This is a genomic window from Anaerolineales bacterium, assembly GCA_003105035.1.
Taxonomy (GTDB): domain Bacteria; phylum Chloroflexota; class Anaerolineae; order Anaerolineales; family UBA4823; genus FEB-25.
In genome coordinates this window covers 17,614-29,954 of sequence record PQAL01000021.1, presented here as the reverse complement: position 1 = coordinate 29,954, position 12,341 = coordinate 17,614, and the positions used below count along the sequence as shown (strand labels likewise).

12 protein-coding genes are annotated in these 12,341 nt (G+C 51.6%); 7 read left to right on the top strand and 5 right to left on the bottom strand.

The genetic code is table 11. From position 1 onward, the window contains the following. Entirely contained in the window at nucleotides 1-1,014 is a 1,014-nt protein-coding gene (locus C3F13_09750) for a putrescine carbamoyltransferase (GenBank protein ID PWB53247.1), read from the bottom strand. Between the two features lie 20 nt (nucleotides 1,015-1,034). Then, the gene (locus tag C3F13_09745; protein PWB53246.1) at nucleotides 1,035-1,523 is read right to left on the bottom strand and encodes an Lrp/AsnC family transcriptional regulator; all 489 of its coding nucleotides are present in this window, start codon (nucleotides 1,521-1,523) and stop codon (nucleotides 1,035-1,037) included. Between the two features lie 199 nt (nucleotides 1,524-1,722). On the opposite strand from C3F13_09745, the gene C3F13_09740 reads away from it, so the two are divergent. Both C3F13_09740 and C3F13_09735 read left to right on the top strand, forming a co-directional pair. Beyond that, complete coding sequence (locus C3F13_09740; GenBank protein ID PWB53245.1) at nucleotides 1,723-2,235, top strand: nitroreductase; 513 nt, start codon at nucleotides 1,723-1,725, stop codon at nucleotides 2,233-2,235. An 82-nt stretch (nucleotides 2,236-2,317) separates the two neighbouring features. Then, the gene (locus C3F13_09735; protein ID PWB53244.1) at nucleotides 2,318-2,515 is read left to right on the top strand and encodes a hypothetical protein; all 198 of its coding nucleotides are present in this window, start codon (nucleotides 2,318-2,320) and stop codon (nucleotides 2,513-2,515) included. A gap of 51 nt (nucleotides 2,516-2,566) precedes the next feature. Here the strand turns inward: C3F13_09735 and C3F13_09730 are convergent, their stop codons facing one another. Both C3F13_09730 and C3F13_09725 read right to left on the bottom strand, forming a co-directional pair. Next, nucleotides 2,567-3,727: a peptidase gene (locus C3F13_09730; protein PWB53243.1), complete on the bottom strand. Its 1,161-nt coding sequence runs from the start codon at nucleotides 3,725-3,727 to the stop codon at nucleotides 2,567-2,569. Then, on the bottom strand, nucleotides 3,712-4,239 hold the full coding sequence (locus C3F13_09725; protein ID PWB53242.1) for a serine/threonine protein phosphatase: 528 nt from the start codon (nucleotides 4,237-4,239) through the stop codon (nucleotides 3,712-3,714). The genes C3F13_09730 and C3F13_09725 overlap by 16 nt, the downstream gene beginning before the upstream one ends. A 168-nt stretch (nucleotides 4,240-4,407) precedes the next feature. Here C3F13_09725 and C3F13_09720 point away from each other — a divergent pair, with 168 nt between their 5' ends. The 5 genes from C3F13_09720 (at nucleotide 4,408) to C3F13_09700 (ending at nucleotide 10,830) form a co-directional block, all read left to right on the top strand. Next, entirely contained in the window at nucleotides 4,408-5,763 is a 1,356-nt protein-coding gene (locus C3F13_09720; GenBank protein PWB53241.1) for a hypothetical protein, read from the top strand. A 43-nt stretch (nucleotides 5,764-5,806) separates the two neighbouring features. Next, the gene (locus C3F13_09715) at nucleotides 5,807-7,861 is read left to right on the top strand and encodes a pyruvate dehydrogenase (protein ID PWB53240.1); all 2,055 of its coding nucleotides are present in this window, start codon (nucleotides 5,807-5,809) and stop codon (nucleotides 7,859-7,861) included. A 93-nt stretch (nucleotides 7,862-7,954) separates the two neighbouring features. Next, nucleotides 7,955-9,154, top strand: a complete 1,200-nt coding sequence (locus C3F13_09710; GenBank protein PWB53239.1) for a hypothetical protein — start codon at nucleotides 7,955-7,957, stop codon at nucleotides 9,152-9,154. 128 nt (nucleotides 9,155-9,282) lie between these two features. Continuing rightward, a complete protein-coding gene (locus C3F13_09705; GenBank protein ID PWB53238.1) occupies nucleotides 9,283-9,816 on the top strand; it encodes a hypothetical protein in 534 nt (177 codons plus the stop codon). Between the two features lie 42 nt (nucleotides 9,817-9,858). After that, on the top strand, nucleotides 9,859-10,830 hold the full coding sequence (locus C3F13_09700) for an aldo/keto reductase (GenBank protein PWB53237.1): 972 nt from the start codon (nucleotides 9,859-9,861) through the stop codon (nucleotides 10,828-10,830). A 19-nt stretch (nucleotides 10,831-10,849) separates the two neighbouring features. Here the strand turns inward: C3F13_09700 and C3F13_09695 are convergent, their stop codons facing one another. Continuing rightward, a complete protein-coding gene (locus tag C3F13_09695) occupies nucleotides 10,850-12,268 on the bottom strand; it encodes an FAD-dependent oxidoreductase (protein PWB53236.1) in 1,419 nt (472 codons plus the stop codon). Nucleotides 12,269-12,341 lie beyond the last annotated feature (73 nt).

The following is a 12,341-nucleotide window of genomic DNA, read 5'->3' as shown; positions in this document are numbered from 1 at the left end:
CTATTTACCCGCTCGCAGGTGGGCTTCAACTTGTCCTTTATGGTAGGCCTTTAGTGCTTCAGAGGGATGTTGTAACCTTGGGTAAACAAAGTAAACCAGCAAGCCTTTCTCGGTGTGCAGGCGGTTTTCCGACTGGTCGAAAATAATCGATCTGGGGTGATCCATCACCTCATCTGTTGCTTCCACGCCACGCGATGCAGGCAGGCAGTGCATGAACTTGCAATGTGCAGGCGCTTTTTCAAAGAGCTGCAGGTTAACCTGGTAATTCGGCATAAAGGCAGCCCTTCGTTCCGGGATCTGCTCTTCCTGTCCGACCCACCACCACAGGTCAGTATAGATAAAATCCGCTTGACTAACCGCTTCAACCGGGTCATCTGTCAACCTGACCGAACCAGAAGATACCTTGCAGTTCTCTTGTGCCCACTCCACCCACTTCGCCGGAGCCTGGTATTTCACAGGGGCTGCCTGGGTAAAATGCATGCCCAGCCTGGTGCAGATCAGCATAAGCGAGCTGAGCACATTGGTTGCATCTCCGATAAAGGTGACGTTCAGATCCTCAAGCTTCTTCCCATCCGGCATATGCTCGATCATGGTCAGCGTATCACAGACCACCTGGGTGGGGTGGTTATAATCGGTCAGCCCATTGATGACCGGTACCGTGGCATGTTTTGCCAGATTGACCACCGTGTCATGCTGAAGCGTGCGAGCCATGATCACATCACACATGCGTGAAAGCACCTGGGCTGTGTCATATAGTGATTCGCGTATGCCCAGGTGAATCTCACCCGGCTTCAGATATAGGGCATGCCCACCCAGCTCGGTCATGGCGACTTCGAATGATACCCGGGTGCGGGTCGAGGGTTCTTCGAAGATCATTCCCAGCGAGGCATCAGCCAGCAGTTTGGGGGTGCAGCCTTGCTTATCGGCTGTTTTAATCAGGCGGGTGAGCTGGATGATGTCAAGTAATTCATCCTTTGAAAAATCTTGTGTGTCAATGAAGTGCTTCAAAAGCATACCATTCTCCCAATATTTTGTTATTCAGTTATTCCAAAATCATCCCGGGGAGGGAACCATTCATCGATATTACGCAGGATGCGCGGCACCAGGGCATACCCGGTCACTTTAACGCCGGGTAACTCAGGCAGGGTATGGTGCAGGAATGTGAAAAGCTCATCATTATCCTTGAAACGGGCTTCGATCGAGATATCCTTGGAGCCTTGTCCGAAGGCAATATAAGTAATTTCAGGGAGGAGCAGCAGGCCTTCCAGGATCTCCTTTTCATGGTTGGGATCCGCTTCAAGAAAGATATCGGCTGTATTGATATAGCCGAAGTATTGAGGCTCGATTATGGCAGTCAGACGGAATACCCCATCTTCAACCAGGTGATCGATGCGTTTCCGGATCGTCCGCTCATTTGAGCCGGTTCGGCGGGCAATTTCTGTCGCCGAAATGCGTGCATTCGCATGCAAGTGTCGAATGATCTGGTAATCAAGCTCGTCGAGGTGTGATTTTCTAGGTGGCATAATCGTTCCGAATCGGTATTATATAATTCCGAATACGGTATCAGTTTAGCAAATGCGTTGTCATAAACTAAAGTATCAAATGTCATATGCCTGTCATATCCCTGATCATCAGCAAAACTATGCTAGGATGTTCGATCATGCTGCCCAAAGATGGAATACAATTATTGTTTGAATAAATATTTCTTAAACGAGGTAAACCATGAATGTTACTGAAGCTATTCGCTTGAAAAGAGCCATCCGTCATTTCAATGGTCAACCGCTACCTGAAGAAGCTACCCGGACAATCCTCAACGCGGGCAGGCGCGCCCAATCGTCGAAAAACTCACAACCCTGGCATTTTATCGCCATCACCGACCGAGTAACCCTTCAAGCCATATCTGAGTGTGGCATGTATGCGAGTCACCTGGCTGGAGCTGCCTTGGCTGTTGCGATTGTCCATCCCGACCCTGGTGAGAAGTTCCAGCTATTGTTCGATATTGGGCAGGCTGCGGCATACATGCAGCTGTCAGCCTGGGAATTAGGGATCGGCTCGTGTATTGCTTCAATCTATGACGGGGATAAAGCACGCCAGATCCTTGGATTCCCTGCGGACCTCCACCTGCGCTTCGCTCTCTCGTTTGGCTATCCGCAAGATGCCGAATCCATGGTACGCCCACCTCAAAAAGGTGGCCGGCGCGAGTTAAGCGAAATCGTCCATTGGAACCAGTGGTAGATCATGAGCGCGACTTTTTATGTCATGCTGCGTTAATACAAGTAGAGAATTCGTTCCTTGACGGTTATTAATGGAGGTGGCTATGTCTATAAATGATAAGAAAATTCTACGGCGTTCACGGAAAAATCGGATTTTTGCCGGGGTTTGTGGTGGCCTGGCTGATTTCTTCGGGATCAGTGCATTTTGGTTCAGGCTGGCATTTCTAATTGCCCTGATCCCTGGGGGTATCCCCGGTTTCTTACTTTACCTGATCCTCTGGATTGTCGTACCTTACGAATAATCTAGCTAAACTCCGACAAAAAGAGACGCCACGCGGCGTCTCTTTTGTTTATCAACTCCCCTTATGATGTGCATCTTGCTCTGCCATGGCGATCCTTTTCCCGATTGCGGGGTGCGAATAGAGCAACCACTCCACCCAGGGTTCAGGGTCTGCATCAGCCAGGTTCTGGTTCGCCAGCCTGCGTAAGGCGGAAGCAAAGGCACTTCCGTTGAGGGTTAATGCCAGGGCATATTGGTCAGCCTTGCTCTCCCGCCAGCGTGAGAATCCGTTCTCCAGAGGCATGCTTACCAGCCCGAATACACCCAGCACGAGTACGAAAAGTGGAAAAGCGGCGATATCGCCTGAACTTGAAAAACCAAATGCACTCACACCCCAATTCAACGCCAGGGAAGCCAGGTATAAACCTACCAGGGTCGTTATGCTCCCAAAAATGATACTCAAGGGAATGTCCTTGTTCACCTGGTGGCCAAGCTCGTGTGCCATAATCGTCTCAATCTCATCGCTACTGAACTCTTTCAGCAGGGTATCACCAATGATGATCCGCCGGGAATTCCCCAGCCCAGTCAGACCAGCGTTGGCTTCTTTCGTCCGCCTGCTCATATCGAAGGAGAAAACCCCACGAACGTAAGTTCCCGATCGTTTTGCCAGCTGTACCAGCCGCTCGGCCAGCTCAGCGTGTTCCTCGCCCAGTGGAGTAAATTTGTTGAACAGGGGCATCAAGAGCGTTGGTGCCAGGTTAGCCAGGATGACATTGAAAATAAGCAGTATTGCGGCTGCGATCAGCCACCAATAAGTCGGGTAGGCTCGCAGGACTGCATAGATGATCTCCAATACGATCAGCCCAAGGACGCCTCCAACAAGGATCCCCTTGACTTGATCAATCACCCACCCGCGCACTGTTTGTGTAGAGAGCTCATAGCGATGGGGCAGGATGAAACCCTGGTAATATGAGAGCGGCAGGTTGATTAGGAACAGGATGCCACCAATACTTAGCACAAACAAGAACACTAGCAGCCACTCGTTGGATGTGTACTGCATCAACCAATCTTTTAAAGCCCCTGACCAGCCAAGGACCAGCCAGGCGAGAAAGTAGATCGCCGTTATCACCATGTCGACGACCATCAAACGCCGGTTGAGGCGGGCATATTCCTTGGCCCGCACCTGCCTCCCCGGATCTAGCTCAACATTTGTTATCTTTACCCCTTGTTCCATTCGATTACCATCTTTCTTTGCCCATCTGTCTCAGGAGAAAGTTTTTCATGATCAGGTACGCCACGCCGTAATTCTTCGATCTTGCGCAATGCACTTTCCCCTGGATATCCATGCTCCGCCAGGTAGCAGCCCACCACCGTCCCGGTACGTCCCTTGCCCCCGTAACAATGCAAGTAGATGTTTCCCCCAGCCTGCAGAGCACGCTCAATTTTACCTAATACATTCTTCACTTGTTCCTGCGAAGGAGTTGAGAAATCCGCCATGGGTAATCGCGTATACCGGACGGTCTTATTTTCTTTTTTTGCTTCATTCCTCAATAAACTTTCATACGCGATCAAGCCATCCTCACCCGGCTGGGTCAGGTCAACGAAATCATAAATTTCTTGGTCCAATAGCCAGCGTAATTTGGCTCTCGCTTCATCATTTTCTACAGATCCCGGGTATTCTCCTGCTCTGAAACGGCCTTGGATGACCCAATAGGATTTTTGGATGATCATGGATTCTGGTTGCATACCTGTAATTTCCCGCTCTCGTTCCTTCGCAAACGCAGTAGTCAATCGCAAATCCCAATTCTACTCCAATGTAGCCGGATATTTGCCTATTTATCAAATGCTTAACTGGTAATCACTGTCCAATGCTATACTACCCACACCTGATCCTCAGACTGGGCGACGACTGGCTTGACGCAATCAACTCAGCTTTCTAAGCAACGCATATTTCATACCTGGTGGCCGTTAGCTGCCAGCTGGCTGCTGATGGCAATTGAGCTGCCATTGATCAGTGCGGTGATTGCCCGCTTGCCCTATCCTGAGATCAACCTGGCTGCATATGGTGGCGTGATCACACCCCTGGCGTTGATCATTGAATCACCCATCATCATGCTGCTGGCAGCTTCTACAGCCTTGAGCAAGGATTGGACTTCGTATATAAAAATCCGCCGTTTCATGATGGTGGCAGGCGTAAGCCTGACTGTCCTGCATATCTTGATTGCCTTCACTCCGTTATACTATTTCATCGTTGAGCAGCTGATGGACGTGCCCCAGGTGATTGTTGAACCTGCCCGCATCGGCTTGATGATCATGCTTCCTTGGACCTGGTCGATCGCTTACCGACGGTTTAATCAGGGTGTATTGATCCGTTTTGGACACTCCAAGTCGGTCAGCACTGGGACGCTGATCCGGCTGGCAGCCGATATCCTGGTGCTGGCGATCGGATATTCCATCCATTCGATCCCTGGTGTAGTGGTGGCAACCGCGGCTGTGGCTGCAGGCGTTCTCAGTGAAGCTGTTTACTCAGGAATCATCGTCCGTCCGGTGCTTGATACGGAGCTGAAACCTGCACCAGCTGTCCAGCCTATCCTGACCAGACGGACTTTCTTTGCCTTCTATATCCCCTTGGTCATGACCTCACTTTTATCGTTGCTCGTTCAGCCAATCGGTGCAGCTGCCCTTAGCCGCATGCCCCAGCCACTTGAATCGTTAGCTGCCTGGTCAGTGGTCAGCGGGCTGATTTTCATCTTCCGCAGTTTTGGGATCTCTTTCAACGAGGTTGTCGTGGCATTGTTGGATGAAAGCCAATCTGCCCGTAAATTATGGTCCTTTGCTGTAAATCTGATCCTGGCGACGTCGATTGCCTGGCTACTGATCATCGCGACGCCACTTTCTAGCTTCTGGTTCAAGATCGTTTCAGCCCTGCCCGATAATCTGGCAACCCTGGCTCAAACCGGTATCTGGCTTACCTTGCCAATGCCTGCCCTGGCGGTTCTCCAATCGTGGTATCAGGGCTCAATCCTGCATAGCCATAAGACCAGGGGTATCACCGAAGCCGTGATTATCTTCCTTGTAGTGAATTTCGCCACCTTGGCCTTGGGCGTCACCTGGGGCCAGGTGGCCGGTCTGTACATCGGCCTGGCGTCGTTTGTGATCAGCACATTGATTCAGACCGGGTGGTTATGGTATCGTAGCCGGACGGCAATTCACGCGGTCAATCAACGTGATGCTACAGAAGTAGCACTGCCACCCATCGGGTTAGTCTAGAGTATTCCAGATGGGGGTTCATTTCTAGCAAAAAGGGGTAAGCATGCAAACACTATCACCAAACTGGCTTGAAGTTGCACATAAAGTATTACTGTCCAGGAAGATGGATAGCCTGGAAATTCAACAGCTCACACCGCAAGGTAAGATAAAATACCAGTTCTCCGCTATGGGGCACGAGCTGGCACAGGTACTCCTGGCTCAGGCTCTCGACCACCCCCATGATGGGGCTACCGTTTACTACCGTTCCAGGCCGTTTATGCTGGCGAGAGGGATGTCCGCAGCAGAGGCCCTGGCAGCAGGCATGGCTCGGGCTGCAGGTCCTTCGGGTGGGCGCGACACGGGCGTGATGTTCAACCTGCCGGGATTGGGCAAGCTGACCGTATTACCCACTTCCGGGAATGTTGGCGCACAATACTCGCCAGCTGCAGGCTGGGCGCAATCCATCCGGTACCATACACAGGTGCTCGAAGAGTCAGATTGGAATGGGGCAATGGCGGTTGCCATCGGCGGTGAAGGATCCGTAGCTGCGAATGGTTTTTGGGCTGCCCTGAATATCGTTACCACCATGTGGTACCCGTATTTGTTTTTTATTGAGGACAACGAATACGGTCTTTCCGTGCCTTCCTTGTGCCAGACACCTGGAGGCGATATTGCCGCCAACCTGGCGGTTTATGAAAACCTGAAGTCCATCGATGCCGATGGCACTGATCCAGCCATCACCTGGCAGGCAATCCAGGAAGCTGTGCAGTTCGTCAGGGTCGAGGGAGGTCCATGCCTGCTGCGAGTGCGCGTGCCACGCCTGCTTGGCCACACATTTGTGGATACCCAGGCATATAAATCAGCTGAGCAGCTCATGGAGGAGGCCTCACGCGATCCCTTACCCAAATTGCAATCCTACCTGCTGAATAATGAAATATTAGATGATGCGGGCTGGCAGGCATTAGAAAACCAGGTGGATGAAGAGCTCCAGGAAGCACTACGAGAAGCGGAAAGCACCCCGGAACCCGACCCTGCTACTGCCCTGAAACATGTATATTATGAAGGTGAAAGCCCCTTGCAGGGAGGGCTACGCCCGATGAATGCCATGCTTTCAATCGGCTCACCTGACCCCGAGCCACAAGGAGCTCGCATCAACCTGCTGGACGCTGTCCGCCGTACCCTAGAAGCCGAGATGTCTAGCAACCCTCGCATCCTGGTGTTTGGCGAGGATGTGGGGGTTAAAGGTGGCGTGCATGGAGCAACCCAGGGCATGCAGACCCGCTTTGGTGTGGATAGGGTTTTCGATACTTCTTTGAATGAAGACGGTATCATCGGACGTTCGACCGGGATGGCTGCTGCAGGTCTCTTGCCGGTGCCTGAGATCCAATTCCGTAAGTACGCGGACCCAGCCCATGAGCAGCTCAGCGACCTGGGCACACTTCGCTGGCGAACACAAAACCATTTTGCCGCACCCGTCGTGGTACGCATGCCGGTCGGTTATGCAAAAAAGACCGGGGACCCGTGGCATAGCGTCTCAGGAGAGGCTGTCTATGCTCATTTTATCGGCTGGCGGATTGCTTATCCATCCAATGCGGAAGATGCTGTGGGTTTGCTGCGCACCGCATTGCGCGGGGATGACCCGACGTTTTTCTTCGAGCACCGGGCACTGCTGGACAGTGCAGAGGCTCGCCGCCCTTACCCTGGAGATAATTTCTGCCTACCATTTGGGGTTGCAACCCATCTCCTGCAGGGGGATGAGCTGACAATCATCTCATGGGGAGCAATGGTGCACATCTGCCAGGATGCTGCCCGTGATTTCACTGGGCGGATCTCCCTATTGGACCTGCGAACCATCCTTCCATGGGATGTGGGCAGTGTTCTGGAGGATGTGCAGCGCACTGGGAAGGCACTGGTCGTGCACGAAGACACGCTGACAAATGGTTTCGCCGCAGAAATCATTGCTACGATCAACGAGCAAGCCTTTACCTTTCTGGATGCACCCGTGCGGCGTATCACCGCACCTGATATCCCAGTCCCATACAACATCAATATGATGAATGCCGTCATCCCCAATGTCACCCGAATTAAGGAGGCTATTGCTGGCTTATTAGCCTACTGATCGCTGAACAGCACTGCAAAGGTGGAGAATATTCTCCATCTGGCCACGCCCAGCGATAAGGTAAAATTACGGATAAGGAAAACGGAGGAGTTCATGTCAACTGTAAAACTTGAAAAATCTATTAAAGCCCCACCTGCTGAAATCTACCATTATTTCACCAGCTCAACTGCCTTGCGTGATTGGATGTGTGATGTTGCCACCGCAACAGCCCAACCGGGTGGTCATTTATATATGTGCTGGTCAGGAGAGTACTATACCAGCGGGGAATATCTCGAACTAAAAGCGGATAAATCCATCTCCTTCACCTGGTTTGGCAAAGGCGAGCCACACAAAACACGTGTAGATGTAACGCTGAAGGGAGTCAGAGGTGGCACGCTGGTAAAGCTCGCCCATCGCGGTATGGGAAAGGGACAAAAATGGGAGTCAATTACCAAGGTTTATCAGAAGGAGTGGCAGAGTGCCTTGGAAAACCTGGCTTCGGTCACTGAGGCAGGTCCAGACCTGCGAATTACCCGCCGGCCCATGCTGGGTATCTATCTAGGCGATTTCGATGCATCAATTGCAAAAAAGCTAGGATGCCCGGTCGATTTCGGCTCACGGCTCGATGGCGTTGTGGAAGGGATGGGAGCAGCCAAAGTCGGCTTGCAAAAGGATGATGTAATTATCGCCGTCGATGGGCATGAGCTCATTGCTGGTACCACACTTGGCACCATCCTTGGGACGAAGCATGCCGGTGATGTTGTGGAAGTCACCTTCTACCGCGGTGCTGATAAACTCACCGCAAATATGACCCTTTCCGGACGACCAATTCCGACTATTCCCGCATCCTATCAGGAGTTATCAAAGGAAGTTGAGAAGCAATATCGCCAATCCATGGTTGAAATTGAAACGGCCATTAATGGCGTCAGCGAAGCACAGTGCGCTCACCAGCCCAATCCAAAAGAATGGAGTGTTAATGATATCCTTGCCCATCTAATCCAGAGCGAGGTCGGTTGGCAAAATCGGGCTAGTGAGATCATCAGTGGAACCGAAGGCGCTTATGATGAGTATTCTGGCAACCTCCAGTCTCGTATCGATGCTACTCTGAGCATTTACCCAACAAAAGCAAGTCTGATCACCCAGCTCAAGGCAGTTCAGGCTGAAACGGTTATATTTCTGGCAAGCGTCCCCGCTGATTTTCTTGTCCACAAAGGTCGGTTCTGGAAACTTGTCTACGAAGTAGCACAAAACCCATATCACATGCAAAGCCACCTTGAACAGATCCAAAAAGCCCTCCAGGCGGTCAAGGCATAGTCAAGGTACCAATTAAAGCATGCGAACAGAGCCCATTGGAGTATTTCTCCCATGGGCTCTGAACGAAATGACCAGTAAGTGACGACCTCGGCCGGAATTCAGAAGTAATATGATTGGTAGAGGTGAATATGGACATCAAGATAATCCATTCCCAAACACTATTCGATAACCCTTATGCAACAATAAAGTTGGATACATTGGAGTATGACGGTCAAGAACACCCATATTTCTATGTTACCAGCCCAGTTGAAGCAGTTGCAACTGTCTCTCTCACTGCCGAAGGTTGTATCATCCTAACCCGCCAATACCGTCATCCGGTGGGGAAGGTGATCTATGACCTACCAGCAGGTCACCTTGAGCCGGGTGAAATTCCTATCGATGGAGCCAGACGGGAATTTGAAGAAGAAACCGGATATTACCCTCACAAACTCGAAAAGTTGGGATATTACAACCAATTCCCAGGCGTGCTCAAGGCAGCCACTAACCTGTTCTTTGCCTCTCAGCTGGAGCAAACCAGCCAGCGTCTGGAGCCTGGTGAGATATTAGAAATTATCCACATGCCAGTAGACGATGTCTTGCTGGGCATCCTGAATGGAGATTTCATCGATGGCTCCCTTCAGCTGGGTGTGCTGCTTGCTTACCAAAAAGGACTATTAAAATAGGGTAATCACCGGGTATATTGATCAGTGGATAGGAGGAAATTCATGGAATATCGATCACTGGGAAGAACGGGTCTTAAAGTATCAGAGCTGTGCCTCGGCACCATGCAATTCGGCTGGACTGCGGATGAACCCCTCTCAATAAAAATCCTAAGTGCAGCGTTCGAGGCGGGGATTAATTTCATCGATACCGCCAATGTCTATTCCCGCTGGGTGGAAGGAAATCCCGGAGGTGTGGCTGAATCGATCATCGGAAAATGGATGAAGCAGGCGAGCATCCCGCGCGATCAGCTAGTCATTGCCACCAAGGTGCGTGGAAAAATGAGTAGTGCTCCAAACGATGAAGGCCTGTCACGAAAAAATATCATGCACGCCGTTGAAGGGTCGCTCAAACGTCTGGGAGTTGATTATATCGACCTGTACCAGGCCCATTCTTACGATGGGAATGTCCCCATTGAAGAAACCCTGGGTGCATTCGATGACCTGGTCCACCAGGGTAAGGTACGCTATATGGGTTGCTCAAATTACCCTGCCTGGCGCCTTACGGAAGCCCTGTGGACAAGCCGCTATTTTCACACAGCCAGATATGATTCGCTACAGCCACGTTACAACCTGGTTCATCGAGTGGAATTCGAGAGTGACTTAATGGCCGTGTGTCGCGCATACGGGCTGGGAGTAATTCCTTATTCACCCCTGGCCTCAGGATTTCTGACGGAGAAATACCGTCTCAACCAGCCTGATCCGGATACCGTTCGCCTCGAAGGTGTAAAACAGAGATACTTTACTGACAAGGGCTGGGCGATTCACGAAGCAACAGAGAAAGTTGCCAGAGAAAATGGCAAATCGATCAGCCAATTAGCATTAGCCTGGCTCCTCAGCAACCCAGTAATTACCAGCCCGATAATTGGCCCACGCAGCCTGGAACAGCTGGAAGATAATCTTGGCGCGGTTGGCTTCAGATTGAGTGAGGATGCTAAGAAAATCCTAGATGAAGCCTCTGCCTGGCAGGATACTTAACCCTGAAGTGTGATTTAATTCAAGAATCAAAACCGAGGCCCAGGCTATCCAACAGCTTCAGCCACAAATTTCGCTGGCCTTCATGGTGGTCTGCTTGATCCAGAGACTTGCGTGTCAGGTTGATCACGATGGACCTGAATGGTTCGCCAGGAAACGGGACCGGTTTCGAACGCACCATTTCTAGCCTGGTGCGGTCATTTGACCTGCCTGCGAGCAGGTCTAGCATCACCAGGGCGCCAAAGCGAGATGACCCAACCCCCAACCCGGTGAAACCCAACACATACGCGGTGTGCCCGTGGTGTGCCGTACCCCAAAACTGGCTAAAGCGTGAGCAAGTATCAATGGCACCACCGCAGGCATGCGTGAAGCGTAATCCTTCCAATGAGGGGAAGGTGGTAAAGAAGTGCTCTGCCAGACGACCAAAGACCTCATAATTAACTTCCAGGTGCTTGCCGACACCATTGTTACGGTAATATACCGCGTCATAGCCTCCCCATAGGATCCGTCCATCCGCGGTGGTGCGGTAGTAATGGAACTGATTACTCGAATCGCTGACTCCCTGGCGGCCTTCCCAACCGATCGATTGCCGTTGCTCCGCCGAAAGCGGTTCGCTAACGAGTACGTAATCATACACCGGCACGATATAACGTGAGAGCCAACCGAGCAGGGGTGGAAATGCATTTGTGGCAAGGGCAACCTGAGATCCCAAGATGTGCCCATAAGGCGTTCGCACCCTTACCCGATCGCCATCCTCATCCAAAGTTAGTGCAGGGGTATGTTCAAAAAGCGCAACCCCACATTCCAGGCAGGCTCTACGCAAACCCCATGCCAGGCGGGCAGGGTTGGCCATGGCGACCCCGCTTGGATTGAATAACCCTCCAAGGTAGAGAGGCGAATTGATCATTGCTCGGGTTTGCTGGCCGTCGTACCAGATTAATTTTTCACCATAAGGTGCTGCTTCTTCGGGTTGATGACATAATTCTTCAACCTGGTATGGCTCGGTGGCGACCAACAGCTCGCCAGAGCGGAGAAAGTCGCAATCGATGCCATACTGCCGGACGGTGGCTTCAATTGCTTCCAAATTCTCATGGCCCATCGCTGTCAGCGTTGCCAGCTCCTGCGGCCATCGCTGCAGCCCATTCTCAAAACCATGCGTAAGCGAAGCAGCAACAAATCCACCATTGCGGCCACTTGCTCCGCTGCCTGTTTCTTCAGCTTCGATCAAAACTACTTCTCGTGAGGCATCAGCTTGCTTTGCCAGAAGGGCAGTCCACAAGCCGGTGAACCCGGCACCTATGACCACCAGGTCAGCAGTGTGCCCGCCGGTTAGCGCTTGTGAAGGTTCGGGGCGGTCTGAATCATCCGTCCAGAAGGGGATGTATACCGCTTCAGAGAGAGATTTCAATGTCTCTGAGCGGGGTGAATTCGGAAATGGCATTCAGCCTCCATGGAAATGCAGGATTGCTTAATATTATACAATGACCGCTGGAGCCAGGTACGGCCAACCAGCC